The organism is Cupriavidus oxalaticus (assembly GCF_038900635.1).
Classification (GTDB): Bacteria; Pseudomonadota; Gammaproteobacteria; order Burkholderiales; family Burkholderiaceae; genus Cupriavidus; species Cupriavidus oxalaticus_B.
Genome location: NZ_JAYMRX010000035.1, coordinates 21,407 through 39,683 on the forward strand (window position 1 = coordinate 21,407; position 18,277 = coordinate 39,683).

An 18,277-nucleotide genomic window follows, 5' to 3' on the forward strand; every position below is an offset into this window, starting at 1 on the left:
GCAGTTCCGCGCGTCAGTGCGGCCCGGCGGCCAGCCTGACGGCCGCGCGCCCGGCCCGATGTGCCGTAGCGGCACGCAGCGGACCGCTCCCGTTCTCGCAGAGAGAGACCATGTTTGAAAAAATTCTGATCGCGAACCGCGGCGAAATCGCACTTCGCATCCAGCGCGCCTGCCGCGAGCTGGGCATCAAGACGGTGGTGGTGTACTCGGAGGCCGACAAGGAGGCCAAGTACGTACGCCTGGCCGACGAAGCCGTCTGCATCGGCCCGGCGCCGTCGCCGCAGTCGTACCTGAACATGCCGGCCATCATCTCGGCCGCCGAAGTGACCGATGCGCAGGCCATCCACCCGGGCTACGGCTTCCTGTCGGAGAATGCCGACTTTGCCGAGCGCGTGGAAAAATCCGGCTTCGTCTTCATCGGCCCGACCGCCGACAGCATCCGCCTGATGGGCGACAAGGTCTCGGCCAAGCAGGCGATGATCAAGGCCGGCGTGCCGTGCGTGCCGGGCTCGGACGGCGCCCTGCCCGACGACCCCAAGGAAATCCTCGCGACCGCGCGTCGCGTTGGCTACCCGGTGATCATCAAGGCCGCCGGCGGCGGCGGTGGCCGCGGCATGCGCGTGGTGCATACGGAAGCCGCGCTGATCAATGCCGTCAACATGACGCGTGAGGAAGCCGGCCGCGCCTTCGGCAATCCCGAGGTCTACATGGAGAAGTTCCTGGAGAATCCGCGTCACGTGGAGATCCAGATCCTTGCCGACCAGCACAAGCAGGCGATCTGGCTGGGCGAGCGCGACTGCTCGATGCAGCGCCGCCACCAGAAGGTGATCGAGGAAGCCCCGGCGCCGCATATTCCGCGCCGCCTGATCGAGCGCATCGGCGACCGTTGCGCCGAGGCCTGCAAGAAGATGGGCTACCGCGGCGCCGGCACTTTCGAGTTCCTGTACGAGAACAACGAGTTCTACTTCATCGAGATGAACACGCGTGTGCAGGTTGAGCACCCGGTCACCGAGATGATCACCGGCATCGACATCGTGCAGGAGCAGATCCGCATCGCCTTCGGCGAAAAGCTGCGTTTCCGCCAGAAGGATGTGCAGTTCCGCGGCCACGCGATCGAATGCCGCGTGAACGCCGAGGACCCGTTCAAGTTCATCCCGTCGCCCGGCCGTATCACCGCCTGGCACATGCCGGGGGGCCCCGGTGTACGCGTGGACTCGCACGCGTATGATGGGTACTTCGTGCCGCCCAACTACGATTCGATGATCGGCAAGATCATCACTTACGGCACCACGCGCGAGCAGGCCATCGCCCGCATGCGCATCGCGCTGTCCGAAATGGTTGTGGACGGCATCCTGACCAACGTGCCGCTGCACCGCGAGCTGATGATGGACGCCAACTTCGTGGAAGGCGGCACCAGCATCCATTATCTTGAGCATCGCCTGGCGGAGCGCGCGAAGGCCTGAGTAACGTTACCCCAACGTTACCCGCAACACACACGCAGCAAGCAAGGAAGCCCGTGGCATTTCAGGAATGTGTGATCGAAGTGGCGCAGGACCAGGCCGAAGCCTGGTCCGAGGCCCTTTTCGACCTCGGTGCGCTGTCGGTCTCGGTGGAAGACGCCGATGCCGATACGCCCGATGAACAACCGCTTTTCGGCGAGCCCGGGCTCGAACCCAAGCAACTCGCGTGGAACCGGTCGCGCGTGGTGGCGCTGTTCGGCGACGATGCCGATCCCGCCGTGGTGGTGGCCGCCGCCGCCAACCAGCTTGGCATCGATCCGGTGCCGGCGTACGAACTGCGCGCGGTTGAAGACCAGGACTGGGTGCGCCTGACGCAATCGCAGTTCGAACCGATCCGCATCGGCGAGCGCATCTGGGTGGTGCCGTCGTGGCACGACGCGCCCGAACCCGATGCGGTGGTGCTGGAGCTGGATCCCGGCCTGGCCTTCGGCACCGGCAGCCATCCGACCACGCGGCTGTGCATGCAGTGGCTGGAGCAACACGTGGTGCCGGGCGAAACCGTGCTCGACTATGGCTGCGGCTCCGGCATCCTCGCGATCGTCGCGCGCAAGCTCGGCGCGGGCGATACCGTCGGCATCGACATCGATCCCAACGCCGTGGAAGCGTCGCGCTACAACGCCGAGCGCAACCAGGTCGAGGCATCGTTCGCGCTGCCCGAGTCGGTGTCGGAAGCCACCTATGACCTGGTGGTGGCCAATATCCTGTCGAACCCGCTCAAGCTGATGGCCGCCATGCTCAGCGCCCGCGTCCGCCCCGGCGGCCGGCTGGTGTTGTCCGGCGTGCTGGAGCGCCAGGCGGAGGAAGTTGCCGCCGCCTATGCACCGTGGCTGCCGCTGACGGTATGGCGCGCCGAGGAAGGCTGGGTGTGCCTGCACGGCACCCGTCCCTGATCAGTCCAGATGGCCGCCGTCAAGCTCGTCACGCGCTGCCCGGCCTGCCGCACCGCCTTCCGGCTGGTCGCCGACCAGTTGCGCCTGCGCCAGGGGCTGGTGCGTTGCGGCCACTGCGAAACGGTGTTCGATGCGCGCGAGCACCTGATCGAAATCCCCTTGCCGGCAGGCAGTGTCACGCCGCCGGCGTCCGCCGAACCGGCAACGACCACACCTCCTGCGGCCGCACCCGCACCGGCAGCTGAAGCTTCGCGCCCCGGCGAGTCCGCCGCGGCACCGCAGCCGGCGCCTGCGCCCTCCACGCCATTCACGCCCACCATCGATCCCGGCTATGACGTGCCGGCGCTGGACGCGCCTACCATGCTCATGACCTCGCCCGAGGACCTCGAGGTCCCGGCACCGGCCGACGTGGAAGTGCATGAGGACGAGATCGAACGTGCGCTGCGCGAGGCCAACGAGGCCGTCGCCCAGCGCGACGCGCGCGATGCGGAGCGGCAAGCCGACGCCGAGCCCGTGTCCCCGCAGGCGCCTGCGGCGCAGACCGCGCCGGAAGCGGAGCCCGTGGCGGAGCCGGAACCAGAGGCAGAAGCAGAACCCGAATCGCTGCTTGAGCCGGAGCGCGCGACGCCCGACGCAGAGGCCACCCCCACGCACGCGGCACCACAGCCTGCCGCACCGCAAGCTGCCGCGCCGGCATGGCCCGCGCTGAACCACAACGCACTCGATCATCCTGCGCTCTATGAGCCGGCACGGATCGGCAAGACCGCGGAAGTGGAAGCCGAAGCAGAAGCAGAAGCAGAAGCGGAAGCGGAAGGAAAAGCGCAAGCGCCGGCGCCCCAGCCAGAGGCCGTGCCCGCACCCGCGGCCATCCCGAGTGCCAGCGAATTCCTGCGCGCCGCGTCGGCGGATATCGGCCCGCCACCGGCGATCCATCCGTCGCCGGCAGACACGCCCCCGGCTGCCGCCGAGCCACCTGAGAGCGAGAGCGAGGCTGCCGGGCGCACCGGCACCAGCGATACGCGCTACGGCCGCGACGCCGGGCCCGCGCCCGACACTGGCGAGCCCGCCAGCATCACCGGCGAAGCCGTCGCACGCGAGCAGACCACGCGCCGCTGGACCCGCGCGGAAGCCCCGGCCGGCCCGGTCTTCGCTCCCGACTTCCTGCGCCACACCCGCGAACGCGAACGCGAGCGCGCCCCGGCCCGCAGCCGCGCGCCGGCACCGCGTACGCTCTGGTACGTCGCGGCAGCGGTGCTCGCGCTGGGCGCGACGGTGCAAGCGGTGTATCTCGCGCGCAGTCCGCTGGCCGGACAGTTCCCGATGCTGCGTCCGGCACTGGAAGCCGCATGCGCCCCGTTCGGCTGCGACGTGCCGCCGTGGCGCGACATCGACGCACTGCGCATCGAGAGCTCGCAGCTGCAGCGCCTGGACGAAGGCGGCGATGCCTACATGCTCGCCGTTACGCTGCGCAACCTGGGCCGTGCCAACACTGCGCTGCCCGCGATCGAGCTGGTGATGACCGACCTGCAGGACCAGCTGCTGCTGCGGCGTGTGCTGCAACCGGCGGATTACCTGGACCCGTCGCAAAAGGCCTTCGCGACAGAGGGTCTTCGTGCCGGCATGGAGCTGCCGGTTCGGGTACGATTCCGGACGCAGCAGGCGCCATCCAACTACCGCGTGCTGATTTTTTATCCCTGAATTCCGCGGCCTGCCACCAGACCGAATCCGAGTCGGGCGGCGGGCAGCGCCCCCCACCGGGGCATTGGCCGGCCAGGCGCCGGAAACTGAACCGGAAACCCATCAGACATCAAGGAGTAGACATGAGCAGCGTCACCCTCGGCGGCAACCCGATCGAAGTCGCAGGCAAGTTTCCGCAGGCCGGCGACAAGGCGCCCGCCTTCTCGCTGGTCGGCAAGGACCTGAAGGACGTCACGCTGGCCGACTTCGCCGGCAAGCGCAAGGTGCTGAACATCGTCCCGAGCCTGGACACGCCGGTGTGCCAGGCTTCGGCCCGCAAGTTCAACGAGGCCGCCAACGGCCTGGCCAACACCGTCGTGCTGACGATCTCGGCCGACCTGCCGTTCGCGATGGGCCGCTTCTGCACCACCGAAGGCCTGGCCAACGTGGTGACGCTGTCGACGATGCGCGGCGCCGAGTTCAAGGGCAACTACGGCGTGGACATCAAGAGCGGCCCGCTGGCCGGCGTGACCGCGCGCGCAGTGGTGGTGCTCGACGAGAACGACACCGTCAAGTACGCCCAGCTGGTCCCGGAAATCAAGACCGAGCCGGACTACGAAGCCGCCCTGGCCGCGCTGCAGTAACACACGCGCCGCCTGACGGCAGCGGCCGCCCGCGGAACCGGGGCGGCCGTTTTCGCTTTATCTGACCCATCCAACCAACAAACAACCTGCAACCTGGAGAGAGCATGGCCAGCCTGATCTGCGGCTCCGTCGCCTACGACACCATCATGACGTTCGACGGACGCTTCCGCGAACACATCCTGCCGGACCAGATCCATATGCTGAACGTCTCGTTCCTGGTGCCCGGCATGCGCCGCGAGTTCGGCGGCTGCGCCGGCAACATCGCCTATACGCTGAAGATGCTCGGCGGCGACCCGGTGGTGATGGCCACCGTCGGCACGGATGCCGAGCCCTACCTGGAATACCTGCGCAAGCTGGAGATTCCCACCAGCCACATCCGCGTGCTGCCCGAGACCTTCACGGCGCAGGCCATGATCACCACCGACCTGGACAACAACCAGATCACCGCCTTCCACCCTGGCGCAATGAGCCAGTCGCAGCTGAACAACGTCAAGGACGCGCTCGGCGGCGGCAAGGCGCCGGCGCTCGGCATCGTGGCCCCGGACAGCCGCGAAGGCATGCTGCACCACGCGCGCCAGTTCGCCGAAGCGGGTGTTCCGTTCATCTTCGACCTGGGCCAGGCAATGCCGCTGTTCAACGGCGAGGACCTGCGGGAGTTCGTTGAACTCGCCAGTTACGTGACAGTCAATGACTACGAGGCGCAGGTCCTGCTGTCCCGTACCGCATGGACCAGCGCGGAAGTTGCCGCCAAGGTCCGTGCCTTCATCGTCACGCACGGCGAGCGCGGCGCCAGCATCTATGCCGATGGTCAGCAGTACGCGATCCCGGCCGTGCAGGCCGAACGCATCGTGGACCCGACCGGCTGTGGCGACGCCTTCCGTGGCGGCCTGCTCTATGGCATTGAAAACGGTTTAGACTGGGAAACGACCGGCCGCCTGGCATCGCTGATGGGGTCGGTCAAGATCGCGCAGCAGGGTCCGCAGAACCACTGGTTGTCGCGCGAGGAAATCGGCAACCGGTTCCAGTCTGCATTCGGGTACCGCTACGCCTGATCTGCGGCCGGTGCGTGGCTTTTTCGGGATTTGACATGAGCTACAAGGTCCGTGGCTGCGCGCTTGCCGTCATTGCCATCGCGGCCCTGGTCGCCGGCTGTGCGACGGAGTCCAACTCCAACAGCGTCTACAGCACCGGCCAGGCGCAGCGCGAGCAGACGGTGCGCTATGGCGTGGTCGAGGGTGTACGCGACGTTGCGATCCAGCGCAGCCAGACCGGGGCGGGCACGATCGCCGGCAGTGCCATCGGCGGCATCGCTGCAGGCAGCACCATCGGCAGCGGCAACGGCGCGGTGGCGGCGGGCATCCTCGGCGCGATACTGGGCGGCATCGCCGGCAGCGCTGCCGAGAACAAGGTCAACGAGCGGCGCGGCCTGGAGATCACCGTGCGCCTGGACAACGGCGAGATGCGCGCGATCACGCAGGAGGCCGACGAGGTCTTCCACCCGGGCGAGCGAGTGCGGCTGCTGTCCTCGGGCGGCGTCACCCGCGTCACGCACTGAACCGCTGCGCCCGGCCGGGCGCCAGCATGCAGCGCATCCAGGCGCCGCGCCCGCAAGGGCCGCGGCGCTTTTTCGTTGCTCGCGTACCAATGAAAAAACCCGCCGGGCCAGCGGCCATCGGCGGGTCTGCAAGACTGGCGTCTTGCTGACCGGATACGCGGTATCCGGTCATGCTGGCACGCACTGCGTGCCGATATGGTTCCGTACGGAACGCGTAAGTCGCACGCCGTGGCGGCGCAGCTTACGGACGGTTGCCCGTCGGGAACGGCCAGGCAGCGGCCGGGTTCAGCGCGGTCTTGGCAGCCGAAGCGGGAGCAACGGCAGGGGCAGCGGCAGGCTTCGCGGCAGCCTTCTTGGCAGCAGCCTTCTTGGCCGGAGCCTTCTTGGCGGCCGGCTTCTTGGCAGCAGCCTTCTTGGCCGGTGCGGCCTTCTTGGCGGCGACCTTCTTGGTTGCAGCCTTCTTGGCCGGTGCGGCCTTCTTGGCAGCGACCTTCTTCACTGCGGCCTTCTTGGCCGGTGCCTTCTTGGCGGCCGGTGCTGCCTTCTTGGCGGCTACCTTCTTGGTTGCAACCTTCTTGGCGGCGACCTTCTTCACTGCGGCCTTCTTGGCGGGGGCCTTCTTGGCCGCAGCCTTCTTCGCCGGCGCAGCCTTCTTGGCGGCGACCTTCTTCACTGCGGCCTTCTTGGCCGGTGCCTTCTTGGCGGCCGGTGCTGCCTTCTTGGCGGCTACCTTCTTGGTTGCGGCCTTCTTGGCGGCCGGCTTGGCGGCCTTCTTAGCCGCCGGCTTTTTCTTTGCAGCAGTTGCCATGGATAACTCCTTCACTAGAGAGTGAATATCGAATGACCTAAGTCAGGCTACCCGACCGACCCGAGGCGCGATAACACAGCGTGGCCCCAGTCGAGCGAGCGATTCATCGGCGCGCGGCCCGACTGCGGCTGCACGCTAATGAATTCGGTTGCAGGCGCACCGCCCGTGGCGGTGACTTCGCGGCAATCGCGGACCCGCAAGCGGGACCGGGGCACTTGCCGCGCCCTGGAATATTCGATCGGCCCGCCCCGCCAGTTGGGTCGGCGCGCGGCCTGAAAAGAGGAGATATCGGACAGCAGGCCTGCGGTGCGGGCATGGCCTCGCGCACGGCAAGCGGCATTCATTCGGTGGTAGCTGGTCCAACCCGTCAATGGACCAAGGGAGACTGCACGCGTTTTAAGAAGCCGGCTCGGCCAGGTCTGCGTCAAAGTTCTCGTGCTCCTCGGCTACAACCTTCATCACTGCATCGAAGCGCGCATCGCGCTCGTCGTTCCAATCTTGCTTCCTGCTTCGCTGCAATGAAGTGAGACTCTTGTCAAGGCGAATCATAATTCGTTTGCACGATGATGTTAAGAAAAAAGTGCAAAAAAACTTGCCTGCATGCGTTGCTCAAACTAGTTCTCTCGCGCGTCGTCACGAAGACGTTGCCGATGGCATCGCAATGCATCGCTCGCACGCTGGTGCGAAGGCGTGCCTCGCACGTTCACGCACGCGTCGCGGCTCTTCATCCTGACCCGCGCACACGCAGCTTTTACACACCCGCGTGGCACCCTATTACAACCCGCGCAACGCGCATCGCAGGAAGGCTCGAGTCCTGCTGCGCACGTCATCACGCTTTCCGAAAAGCCGCATGAACAAAGGCTTCGCGGGCGATGCACAGATACGCGCACGATCTGCGCGGCAGTGCGCGAGCACGCAAGCGCGCGCGCCGGGAACGGGTAGCACGCTTCGTCGCCTGCATGCGTTACACAGTCGTCAGCGCGCACGCGCGAAGCGCGTCCGGCTGACTGCGATGACTCGCGCCACGCATCTCGCGCGAGCACTACGGACCCGCCGACGAAGAGTGATGCGCGAACGCAACGGTTTGCATCGAAGCAACAGCGCGAGGACATCGAAGCGTTGCGAATGAGCAAAGCGGCGACGCGCGCGAAGCATCGCGGCAACACTTCGAACGCTGGCCGGACACCGCTGCGCCGACAGCATCGCGATCGCTGCTTTCATCCATTCGGATGACTCCGATCACTCGCCATGGATCGCTGCGCGCATCGCCTGATGCCGACTGTCCCGGCACGCTTCGCACCGCTTGCCACAGGCTTGCCGATGTCGCCGCGAGAGCCCGGCAGTGCGCCGCGCGTCCGCTTAGAGGAATGCTTCGGCACCGCGCTCAGCGGCCCGATTTGCTGCAACACAAAAACCCGCAAACGACGGCTGCATGCGGCTTTGCGGCGAGCACGCAAGCCGTGCGCGGAGGCTGCCGCGTGGATCGGCGAGCTTGCCGTGCGATTGCAGCGCGGCGCCTGCGAAAGTAGATTGGCGTGCGCGCCCGCCGCCCGGGCTGCGCTGCTTCGACGCAAGCGGCAGTCACCGCGCGGCGCATCGCACCGGCACCCTGCCGGTGGCAACGAACCTCAAAGGAGACATCATGCGCAACCCATCCCACCTCGCCGGCGTCGGTCCGCTGGTGCGTCCGGCATTGCGTGCCGCGGTGCTCGCCGCCGCCCTGCTCGGCAGCGCTGCCGCGATGGCGCAGTCCTCGCCCAGCGGCATGTGGAAGACCATCGACGACAGCACCGGCAAGCCGCGCGGGCTGGTAGAGATCAGCGAGAAGAACGGCGTCTACAGCGGCCGCCTGGTGAAGACCTTCGTCGAAGGCGACGGCAAGCCCAGGGTCTGCGACAAGTGCACCGACGCGCGCAAGGACCAGCCGCTGATCGGCATGACCATCCTGACCGGCCTGCGCAAGACCGGCGACAATGAGTGGAGCGGCGGCGAGATCCTCGACCCGGAGAACGGCAAGGTCTACAAGAGCAAGATGTCGCTCGCCGAGGACGGCAACAAGCTCAACGTGCGCGGCTTCATCGGCATCAGCCTGATCGGCCGCACCCAGACCTGGGAACGCGATCACTGAGCGGGCGGCGGCTCATGTGACTCAGGGTTTCTCCGCAGCCAATGGCAACACGCGGCGGCGCGGCTGACGAAAAAAAACCGGGCGGTTCTCACCGCCCGGTTTTTTTGTCCTCGATGCTGCGCTTTACATCCGGTACCGCAGCGTCGCCATCACGCTGCGCGGGGCACCCGGCATGTTCAGGTTGGGGCTGGTGCCGTGCGCCGACACGATGTAGCCCTTGTCGAACAGGTTGTACACGTTCAGCTGCGCCTCGAAGGCGCCGCGGCGGTACCAGGCCATGGCGTCGGCGGTGACGTAGCCGGGCAGCGTCACGGTATTGAGCGGATCGGCATAGCGCGCGCCCACCAGGTTGAGGCCGGCGCCCACGCCGAAGCCGTGGCCCAGGTCCTTGGTCACCCACGCGTTGCCCGAGTGGCGCGGCGTGATGGTGGCGCGCTTGCCCTGCAGCGCGGCGGTGGACTTGGTGATGGTGGCATCCAGGTACGCGTAGCCCGCCAGCATGCGCCAGCCGCCGCCCAGCTCGGCCGCGCCGGAGATCTCGATACCGTCGGTGCGCTGCTCGCCGATCGGCAGCAGTGCCGTGTTGGTGGCGTTGGCCACCTTGATGTTGCTGCGCTCCAGGCGGAACACCGAGATTGTGGTGCTGGCCTTGCCATCCAGCCAGTCGTACTTGGCGCCGACTTCGGTGTTGTTGGTGGTCTCGGGCGCCAGGTCGGCGTTGTTGGCCGCCAGCGCAAAGGCCTCGCCCGAGGGCTGGAACGACTTGCTCCACGATACGTAGTACGACTGCGCCTTCGACGGCTGCCACACCAGGCCGGCGCGCGGGCTCCAGGCGGTGTCGGTGCGCGACAGGTCGCGCTGGCCGGCGATCCGGTTCTTGGTCTCCTGCTGGAAGTTGTCGTAGCGCACCCCGACCAGCGCCTTCCACTGCTCGCTGAACTTGATCATGTCCTGGGTGTAGAACGCCAGGGTGTCGAACACGCCCAGGTTCGAGGTGGTCGGGTTGCCCGGCGCCTGGCGCGGCAACACCGGCAGCACCGGGTTGAACAGGTCGAACGTGCCCGGCACCGGCTTGGTGTTGTTGACCTGGTCCTTGTTCTGCTGCCCGATCTCCATGCCGTACAGGATCTCGTGCTCCATGCCCAGGAAGGTCGCCTTCTGGGTCAGGTCGGTCTGGTTGAACCAGCCATGTTCCTCGCGGCGGACATTGCCGTGGTTCATGGTCAGCGTGCGCGCCGCTTCGTTGACCGCTGCGGTCAGCGTGTTGTTGCGGTCCAGCGAGTAGTGGTAGTAGCGCGTGGCGTTGCGGATCGACCAGTTCTGGTTGAAGCGGTGGTTGATCGTGGCGGTGCCGGAGAACACGCGCGACTGCGAGTAGTCGGCATCGCGCGCATTGGCCGCGCCGTAGTAGCGCGAGGCCGGCACGTCGACCGGGCGACCCTGGTAGGCCGGGATGCCGAAGTCGGTGACGCGGCGGTCTTCCAGGTAGTCGGCCTGGAACAGCACGGTGGTCTCCGGCGCCACGCGCAGCTCCAGCGACGGCGCGATCGCCTTGCGGTCAAGGAACTGCTGCGAGCGATAGCTGTTGGCCTTCTGCACGGCGCCGGTAATGCGGAACGCGGCGGCGCCGTCGGCGAACACGCGGCCGACGTCGGCCTCGGCGCGGCGGTCGGCCCACATGCCGTAGCTCAGCGCGAAATCGGTGACGTCGATGCCGGGCTTCTTGGTGACGCGGTTGATCAGGCCGCCGGCCGAGCCGCGCCCGTACAGCACCGCCGCCGGGCCCTTGACCACTTCGACACGGTCCACGTTGGACAGGTCGCGGAAATACAGCGCGTCGTCGCGGATGCCGTCGACGAACTGGTCGGCGATCGCGGTGAAGCCGCGAATCGAGACCTGGTCGCGCTGGCCGTCGCCATGCGAGAACGACACGCCGGGCACGTTCTTCAGCGCGTCCTGCATCGACGTGGCGTGCTGGTCGCGCATCACCTCGGCGGTAACCACGTTGACGGTCTGCGGAACATCGCGCAGCGGCGCTTCGGTCTTGGTCGCGCTGAGCGCGTTGGGCGGGTTATAGCCGGCGCCCAGTTCGCGGCTGACATCGGCCTTGACGGTGACCTCGGGCAGCTGCGCCGCTGCCGTCGGGGTCGCCTGCGACCAGGCTGCCATCGGTTGAAAAACGAAGGTCCCTGCCACCGCGGCGCAGATCGGGTGAAGTCTTATTCTCATTTCCCTGTAGTCGACTGTAATTTTTTTTAAGAAAGCGACGCATTATCAATTATGAGAATGAAGGGGTCAACGAGATTGCGAATTATTCCCATTCAATATTGCGCAGCGTTGTTTTCCGATCGGTGTTGATTACGAGCAGTACTCAGGTGTTTGACTTGTGGGCCGAGTCAGGCCAACTGCTCGGCCAGCACGTTGCGGGCCTCGGCAATGAACGGCGATTCGGTGCGGCGGGCGGGTAGCAGGAAGAACTCCGCTTCGGGCAGGCGCGGCAACCCGAGGCGCGCGACCGTGGCGCCGTCGAGCGGGGCGACACCTGGCCCGATCGCCGATGCGTTCAGGCAGGACAGCCCCAGCCCGGCTGCGAGCGCGAGATGCAGGCCTGCCACACCCGAGGCCGAGTGCGCGACCTCGAACGGCAAGCGCTTGCGCAGCAGCAGCTGCACCACGAACTGGTGCAGCGAGCAGGTGTCGGGCAGCAGCACCAGCGGCAGCGTGGCAGGCAAGGCGTCGGCCTCGCCGGAGGCCGCCACCCAGGCCAGCGGTTCGCGCCGCAGCACCGTGCCCCGCGTGCTCTTGCCCGGTGTGTCGCGGCCGCGCGGCAGGCGCATGCTCAGCCCGATATCGAAGGCATCCATCTCGGCAGCGGCATCGATTGCCGCACTCTTCATCACCGTCACGTGCAGCCGCAGGTAGGGATAGCGTTCGCGCAGGCGCCGCAGCATGCCGGCGATTTCGCCGGGGCGGAAGTAGTCGGTGACGGCAAGCCGCAGGTCGCCCTCCAGCGCGTGCCCGCGCAGCTCCTGCAGCGCCAGCTCGTTCAGCGCGAGGATGCGCCGCGCGTGCTCCAGCAGCCGCGCACCGGCCGGCGTCGGCACCGCGCCGTGCCGCCCGCGCGACAGCAGCGGCACGCCGGCGCGCTCTTCCAGCTTGCGCAGCTGCTCGCTGACCGACGACTGCGACAGGAACAGCCGGGGCGCGGCGGCGGACAGGCTGCCGCAGTCGGCAACGGTGACGAAGGTGCGCAACTGGTCTGTTTCGAATCCACGCATGATGGGCGCTCCGGCAAGGGTGGAAAACGAGGCCGCGGTTCCTTCGGCAGATCCGATTGAATGTATCGGATATTCCCGCTTTTCCGATATTACACCGGCTCCTAACATGGCATCACCCACCCACGAAACCAGGAGCCAGCCATGCCCCACATCGTCCTGCACCTCTCCGGCGAGCCCGATGCCGCCCTCACCCGGCGCAGCGCCGCTGCCATCGCCGACCTGACCGCAAGCGTGCTCGGCAAGAAGCGCGACGTGATTGCCATCACCGTCCACTACGTGCCGCGCGACAGCTGGATCATCGGCGGCGTGCCGCTGTCCGAGCAGGATCGCAACGCCTTCCACCTCGATATCAGCGTCACCGACGAGACCAATACCAAGGCTGAAAAGGCGCAGTTCATCCAGGCCGTGTTCGAGGCCATGGCGGGTCTGCTCGGCAACCTGCATCCCGTCTCTTATGTGCATGTGATCGATGCCCGCGCGGCGGCGTACGGCTATGGCGGCCGCACGCAGGAGTACCGCCACCAGCACGGCTGATGCACGCGTCGCCTTCAGGCCGGCGGGCTGCCACGCCGCGAACGGGTGTTTCGCCGCACGCCCGCCTGTGGCACAGTCGCCGGCTGATCCCTTGCCCTGACGGACCTACCCACAAGGCGCCACAAGCGCCAGCCCCCGCGCGGCATCGCACCGCCCCTCAGGACAAGGCCAACCTGAAGGAGAACCGATGTCGTTCTTGATTGTGCTGGCCGCGCTGGCCTTCCTGATGTTCGCCGCCTACCGCGGCTACAGCGTGATCCTGTTCGCGCCGATCGCCGCGCTGGGCGCGGTGCTGCTGACCGACCCGTCCGCGGTCGCGCCGGTCTTTACCGGCATCTTCATGGAGAAGATGGTCGGCTTCGTGAAGCTCTATTTCCCGGTGTTCCTGCTGGGCGCGGTGTTCGGCAAGGTGGTCGAGCTGTCGGGCTTTTCCGAGTCGATCGTCGCGGCCGCGATCCGCTATATCGGCCGCTCGCGCGCCAATGCGGTGATCGTCACGGTGTGCGCGCTGCTGACCTACGGCGGCGTGTCGCTGTTCGTGGTGGTGTTCGCGGTCTACCCCTTCGCCGCTGAGCTGTATCGCCAGAGCAATATCCCCAAGCGGCTGATGCCGGGCGCGATCGCGCTGGGCGCGTTCTCGTTCACCATGGATTCGCTGCCGGGCACGCCGCAGATCCAGAACATCATCCCGACCAACTTCTTTAACACCACCTCCTGGGCCGCGCCGGTGCTGGGGGTGGCGGGATCGGTCTTCATCATCGTGGTCGGCCTCTCTTACCTCGAATGGCGCCGCCGCGCCGCCGCCGCGCGTGGCGAAGGCTACGGCACCAGCCTGCGCAACGAGCCCGAGCGCAGCCAGTCCGGCCAGTTGCCGCACCCGCTGCTGGCGCTGCTGCCACTGGTAGTTGTAGGCGTCGCCAACTTCTGGCTGACGCGGATGATCCCGCTCTGGTACGGCGAAGCCAGCAGCGTGACGCTGCCTGGCCTGCCCAAGCCGGTGGAAACCAAGATCGCCAGCGTGACCGCGATCTGGGCAGTGGAAGGCGCGCTGCTGCTGGGCATTGCCGTGGTGCTGGTGACCGCATTCGGCGCGCTGCGCGAACGCTTTGCCGAAGGCACCAAGGGGGCCGTCGGCGGTGCGCTGCTGGCGTCGATGAACACCGCCTCGGAATACGGCTTCGGCGGCGTGATCGCCGCGCTGCCCGGCTTCCTGGTGGTCAGCGATGCGCTGCGCGCCATCCCCAATCCGCTGGTCAATGCCGCCGTTTCGGTCAGCACGCTCGCCGGCATCACCGGCTCGGCGTCGGGCGGCATGAGCATTGCGCTGGCGGCGATGTCGCAGACCTTTATCGCGGGCGCGCAGGCCATGCAGATTCCGCTGGAAGTGCTGCACCGGGTGGTGTCGATGGCCAGCGGCGGCATGGATACGCTGCCGCACAACGGCGCGGTGATCACGCTGCTGGCGGTGACCGGCCTCACTCACCGCGAGTCCTACCGGGATATCTTCGCCGTCACGCTGATCAAGACCGGTGCGGTGTTCTTCGTGATCGGGCTGTATTTTGTGACCGGACTGGTCTGAAGCAATCGGGCGGCCCGCCGCTTGTACATTTAGTGCGTTGTTAACTAGTGTGGTTGGGTGCCGCCGGCACCCGGCCCGGCCATCCTGGAACCCGACGCATGAAACAGATCATCCTGCCCGATGGCGAGCGCATCCCCGCGCTCGGCATGGGAACGTGGAACATGGGCGAGACGCCCGCCGCGCGCGCCGAAGAGATCGCCACGCTAAGGCTGGGCCTGGACCTGGGCCTGCGGCTGATCGATACCGCCGAGATGTATGGCGAGGGCCAGTCCGAGGAAATGATCGGCGAGGCCCTGGCCGGACGGCGCGATGAGGCCTTCCTGGTCAGCAAGGTCTATCCGTTCAACGCCAGCCGCCGCGGCACCGTGCAGGCGTGCGAGCGCAGCCTGCGGCGGCTGCGCACCGACCGCATCGACCTGTACCTGTTGCACTGGCGCGGAGGCGTCCCGCTGGAAGAGACCGTTGCCGCCATGCAGGCGCTGCAGCGCGACGGCAAGATCCGCCACTGGGGCGTCAGCAACCTGGACCTGGCTGACCTGCAGGAGCTATGGGACGCGCCCGGCGGCGACAACATGGCCACCAACCAGCTGCTGTACAACCTGGGCCGGCGCGGCATCGAATGGGATCTGTTGCCATGGCTGCGCCAGCGCGGCATCCCGGTGATGGCCTACTCGCCGATCGAGCAGTCGCGGCTGCTGGGCAACCCGGGGCTGAAGCGCTTCGCGCGCGACCACGGCATGACCGCGGCGCAGGCGGCGCTGGCCTGGCTGCTGGCGCAGGACGGCGTCATCGCCATTCCCAAGACGGGCCGGCGCGAGCGCCTGCAGGAGAATATCGGCGCGCTGTCGCACCCGTTGTCGGCGGCCCAGCTGGCCGAACTCGACCGCATCTTCCCACCACCGGACGGGCCAGGGGCGCTGGAGATGCTGTGAGCACGCCGGTGGCGCGGCGTCAGTTCAGGCGCGACGCGTAGCGTTCGCGCTCGACGTAGCGCACCAGGTAGTTGCGCGCCTTGTCGCGGGTATCGGCGGTGACGCGCGCCGCCGCCTGGCGGGCGCTGTTCTTGCCGTGCGACGACGACATCTGTCCGTCCAGGTAGCTGCGGAAGGCGTCGTGCATGGCGTTCAGGTCGGACTGGCAAGCTGCCAGCGCCGCATTCGCCACGTCCTTCGACTGGCCCTTGGACGACAGGTTGTCGTCGGCCTTTTCCTTGACGCAATCCATGTATTTGGCGCGCAGCGACTGCCAGCCGCTGCTGTCGGCGCTCGCGGCAGCGCTGGCGGTATCCCCGACGGGTCCGGTCGAGGGCTGGGAAGCGCACGCAGCGAGGAGCGCCAGTGGCAGGGCGGTAAGAATTTTCTTCATGCCTGGATGATGCGATGCGGCAGTGCCGCATGGATGCGTGGTGGTTTCGGGAGCCGTCAAACTGCCACGAATGCGTCGGCGAGGCTACCTTCGTCACAAATGGAAACGCCTCGTCACCACGTGATCTTTTGTCCGAGTGCTTCTGGCGCCTATGCTTCAGAGACGACAACAACACCCAAGGAGACAAGATGAAACGTCGAAACTTCCTGACCGCCAGCGCGGGCCTGGCCCTGGGCAGCCTGGCACTGGGTGCCTGTACCACCACACCACCCGACGCGCCGACCGACAAGGCGGCACGGCGGCGCGAGCTCGACTCGGGCGTCGATGCCACGCTGTCGCGCCTGTATGGCTCGGTCAACGGCTCGCGCGAACTCGGCAATCGCGCGCGCGGCATCCTGGTGTTCCCCAAAACGTTGTCGGCGGGCTTTATCGTCGGCGGCGAATATGGCGACGGCGCGCTGCGCTCGGGCGGCGCCACGCGCGGCTATTACCGCCTGGTTTCCGGCTCGTTCGGCTGGCAGATCGGCGCGCAGTCCAAGTCAGTGATCCTGATGTTCTTGACGCAGGACGCGTACGACAAGTTCGTACGCAGCTCAGGCTGGACCGCCGGTGTCGATGCTACCGTCGCGCTGGCAACGGTCGGCGCCAGCGGCGTGCTCGACACCAATACCGCGCAGCAGCCGATCGTCGGTTTCGTGATGACCAACGCGGGGTTGATGGCGGGCCTGAGCCTCGAAGGTAGCAAGATCACCCGGCTCGACCTGTAAGCACCTGCCGCGAGCTAGTGCCGCACGGCTCGACGGCCGTGCGGCGGCAGTTTTTCGCGGCCATCTGCCGCGAGGGGATAGAATTCGTCCCTTTGGCCGAATTCTCATGTGGTTCAAGAACCTGCAGGTCCATCGTTTCTCCGCTCCGTGGACGTCCGGCGCCGACGAAGTCGAAGCCAGCCTGGCGAAGCACGCCTTTTACCCCGGCACCAGCCTCGAAATGCAGACGCAGGGCTGGGCCTCGCCCCGTGACAACGGCCAGCTGGTCCACACCGTGGGCCGCCAGATGCTGCTGACGCTGCGCACCGAGAAGAAGCTGCTGCCGACCACCGTGGTCAACCAGGTCACGCGCGCACGCGCCGCGGAGATCGAGGAACAGCAAGGCTACAAGCCGGGCCGCAAGCAGATGAAGGAACTGAAGGAGCAGGTCACCGAGGAACTGCTGCCGCGCGCCTTCAGCATCCGCCGCGACACGCGCGTGTGGATCGACCCGGACAACGGCTGGCTGGCGATCGATGCCGCCGCGGCGGCCAAGGCCGACGAAGTGCGCGGCATGCTGTTCAAGGCGCTGGACCCGCTGCCGCTGGTCAACCTGCATGTCAACCAGTCCCCGGTGGCGGCGATGACCGAATGGCTGGCCGGCGACGCCGCGCCGGGCGGCTTCACCGTCGACCAGGAAATCGAGCTGCAGTCCGGCAGCGAAAGCAAGGCCACCGTGCGCTACGTGCGCCATCCGCTCGATCCTGAAGACCTGCGCCGACACATTGCCGCCGGCAAGCGCTGCACGCGCCTGGCGATGACCTGGAACGACCGCGTCTCGTTCGTGCTGACCGACGGGCTGGTGGTAAAGAAGGTGGCGCCGCTGGACGTGATCAAGGAACAGGCCGACGGCACCACGCATGACGAGGACGAGCGCTTCGATGCCGATTTCGCCATGATGGCCGGCGAGCTGTCCGGCCTGCTGGGCGACCTGACCGAAGCGCTGGGCGGCGAGCGCAAGAGCTGAGGCCGGGCGGCGCGCGCTGCCGCGCGCCGGCTCCCCCCTTACACCAGGTACGTCAGGTACGCCAGCTACACCACCCAGTTCACCTTGGGGAAACGGCCGGCAAACCCGGCCGGCATCGGCACCACGGTCTTGCCGATGTAGTCGAAGAACACAAAGCCGGACTTGGCCTTGGCGATCAGCGCGCCGTCAGCCGGGCGCGTGATGCGGAAGATGATGTCGCCGCCGTACTTGTTGAAGTCCATCACGCCGACTTCGAACAGCAACTGGTCGCGCGCATGCGCTTCGTTGCGGTACATGGTGGCCAGGTCCGTGACGATGATGCCGAGACCCTCCACCCTGTCGCCCTCGCTGCCGAACTCATAGAGGAAGCGGGCGCGCGCCTCGGAGATCATCGAGATCATCGAATCGTTGGCCAGGTGGTTGGCTGAATTGATGTCGGTGACGCGCACGGTCAGGTGGGTCGAATAGCAAAACTGGTCGTCGGGAAGGTCGAGTTGAAGACGGGCCATGGCGGCATCGGGCAAAG

18 protein-coding genes are annotated in these 18,277 nt (G+C 67.0%); 12 read left to right on the forward strand and 6 right to left on the reverse strand.

Translation table 11 applies throughout. The features are described 5' to 3' along the window. Positions 1–110 precede the first annotated feature (110 nt). From accC to VSR71_RS32320, 6 genes are all read left to right on the forward strand, one after another. Positions 111–1,463 carry an acetyl-CoA carboxylase biotin carboxylase subunit gene (gene accC / locus VSR71_RS32295; RefSeq protein WP_342917628.1) on the forward strand — a complete coding sequence of 451 codons (1,353 nt, stop codon included), beginning with the start codon at positions 111–113 and terminating at the stop codon, positions 1,461–1,463. A gap of 53 nt (positions 1,464–1,516) precedes the next feature. Continuing rightward, entirely contained in the window at positions 1,517–2,410 is an 894-nt protein-coding gene (prmA, locus tag VSR71_RS32300; protein WP_342917629.1) for a 50S ribosomal protein L11 methyltransferase, read from the forward strand. A 9-nt stretch (positions 2,411–2,419) separates the two neighbouring features. Then, entirely contained in the window at positions 2,420–4,108 is a 1,689-nt protein-coding gene (locus VSR71_RS32305; protein WP_342917630.1) for a DUF3426 domain-containing protein, read from the forward strand. A 122-nt stretch (positions 4,109–4,230) separates the two neighbouring features. After that, positions 4,231–4,731, forward strand: coding sequence for a thiol peroxidase (tpx, locus tag VSR71_RS32310; protein ID WP_209763751.1), 501 nt, complete (start codon positions 4,231–4,233; stop codon positions 4,729–4,731). Between the two features lie 104 nt (positions 4,732–4,835). After that, entirely contained in the window at positions 4,836–5,783 is a 948-nt protein-coding gene (locus VSR71_RS32315; protein WP_342917631.1) for a carbohydrate kinase family protein, read from the forward strand. Positions 5,784–5,818: 35 nt separating this feature from the next. Next, positions 5,819–6,286 carry a hypothetical protein gene (locus VSR71_RS32320; RefSeq protein WP_342917632.1) on the forward strand — a complete coding sequence of 156 codons (468 nt, stop codon included), beginning with the start codon at positions 5,819–5,821 and terminating at the stop codon, positions 6,284–6,286. 241 nt (positions 6,287–6,527) lie between these two features. Here the strand turns inward: VSR71_RS32320 and VSR71_RS32325 are convergent, their stop codons facing one another. Both VSR71_RS32325 and VSR71_RS32330 read right to left on the reverse strand, forming a co-directional pair. Next, complete coding sequence (locus VSR71_RS32325) at positions 6,528–7,094, reverse strand: histone H1-like DNA-binding protein (RefSeq protein WP_342917633.1); 567 nt, start codon at positions 7,092–7,094, stop codon at positions 6,528–6,530. 396 nt (positions 7,095–7,490) lie between these two features. Further along, the gene (locus VSR71_RS32330; protein ID WP_156914394.1) at positions 7,491–7,643 is read right to left on the reverse strand and encodes a hypothetical protein; all 153 of its coding nucleotides are present in this window, start codon (positions 7,641–7,643) and stop codon (positions 7,491–7,493) included. A 1,093-nt stretch (positions 7,644–8,736) separates the two neighbouring features. Between VSR71_RS32330 and VSR71_RS32335 the strand changes: the two genes are divergently transcribed. Further along, the gene (locus VSR71_RS32335) at positions 8,737–9,222 is read left to right on the forward strand and encodes a DUF2147 domain-containing protein (RefSeq protein ID WP_342917634.1); all 486 of its coding nucleotides are present in this window, start codon (positions 8,737–8,739) and stop codon (positions 9,220–9,222) included. A gap of 123 nt (positions 9,223–9,345) precedes the next feature. Here VSR71_RS32335 and VSR71_RS32340 read toward each other — a convergent pair whose 3' ends face one another. Both VSR71_RS32340 and VSR71_RS32345 read right to left on the reverse strand, forming a co-directional pair. Continuing rightward, complete coding sequence (locus VSR71_RS32340; RefSeq protein ID WP_342917635.1) at positions 9,346–11,451, reverse strand: TonB-dependent siderophore receptor; 2,106 nt, start codon at positions 11,449–11,451, stop codon at positions 9,346–9,348. Between the two features lie 167 nt (positions 11,452–11,618). Beyond that, positions 11,619–12,500: a LysR family transcriptional regulator gene (locus VSR71_RS32345; protein ID WP_342917636.1), complete on the reverse strand. Its 882-nt coding sequence runs from the start codon at positions 12,498–12,500 to the stop codon at positions 11,619–11,621. Between the two features lie 141 nt (positions 12,501–12,641). Here VSR71_RS32345 and VSR71_RS32350 point away from each other — a divergent pair, with 141 nt between their 5' ends. The 3 genes from VSR71_RS32350 (at position 12,642) to VSR71_RS32360 (ending at position 15,545) form a co-directional block, all read left to right on the forward strand. Next, positions 12,642–13,034 carry a 4-oxalocrotonate tautomerase family protein gene (locus VSR71_RS32350; protein WP_342917637.1) on the forward strand — a complete coding sequence of 131 codons (393 nt, stop codon included), beginning with the start codon at positions 12,642–12,644 and terminating at the stop codon, positions 13,032–13,034. Positions 13,035–13,221: 187 nt separating this feature from the next. Beyond that, positions 13,222–14,613, forward strand: coding sequence for a GntP family permease (locus tag VSR71_RS32355; RefSeq protein WP_342917638.1), 1,392 nt, complete (start codon positions 13,222–13,224; stop codon positions 14,611–14,613). Between the two features lie 98 nt (positions 14,614–14,711). Then, positions 14,712–15,545, forward strand: a complete 834-nt coding sequence (locus VSR71_RS32360) for an aldo/keto reductase (protein WP_342917639.1) — start codon at positions 14,712–14,714, stop codon at positions 15,543–15,545. Positions 15,546–15,564: 19 nt separating this feature from the next. Here the strand turns inward: VSR71_RS32360 and VSR71_RS32365 are convergent, their stop codons facing one another. After that, complete coding sequence (locus tag VSR71_RS32365; RefSeq protein WP_342917640.1) at positions 15,565–15,978, reverse strand: hypothetical protein; 414 nt, start codon at positions 15,976–15,978, stop codon at positions 15,565–15,567. A gap of 188 nt (positions 15,979–16,166) precedes the next feature. Here VSR71_RS32365 and VSR71_RS32370 point away from each other — a divergent pair, with 188 nt between their 5' ends. Together VSR71_RS32370 and VSR71_RS32375 are read left to right on the forward strand one after the other, a co-directional pair. Then, positions 16,167–16,745, forward strand: coding sequence for a BPSL1445 family SYLF domain-containing lipoprotein (locus tag VSR71_RS32370; protein ID WP_342917641.1), 579 nt, complete (start codon positions 16,167–16,169; stop codon positions 16,743–16,745). Between the two features lie 106 nt (positions 16,746–16,851). Further along, positions 16,852–17,751, forward strand: coding sequence for a recombination-associated protein RdgC (locus tag VSR71_RS32375; protein ID WP_342917642.1), 900 nt, complete (start codon positions 16,852–16,854; stop codon positions 17,749–17,751). A 65-nt stretch (positions 17,752–17,816) separates the two neighbouring features. Here the strand turns inward: VSR71_RS32375 and VSR71_RS32380 are convergent, their stop codons facing one another. Further along, positions 17,817–18,260 carry a thioesterase family protein gene (locus tag VSR71_RS32380; protein WP_342917643.1) on the reverse strand — a complete coding sequence of 148 codons (444 nt, stop codon included), beginning with the start codon at positions 18,258–18,260 and terminating at the stop codon, positions 17,817–17,819. Between the last annotated feature and the right edge of the window lie 17 nt (positions 18,261–18,277).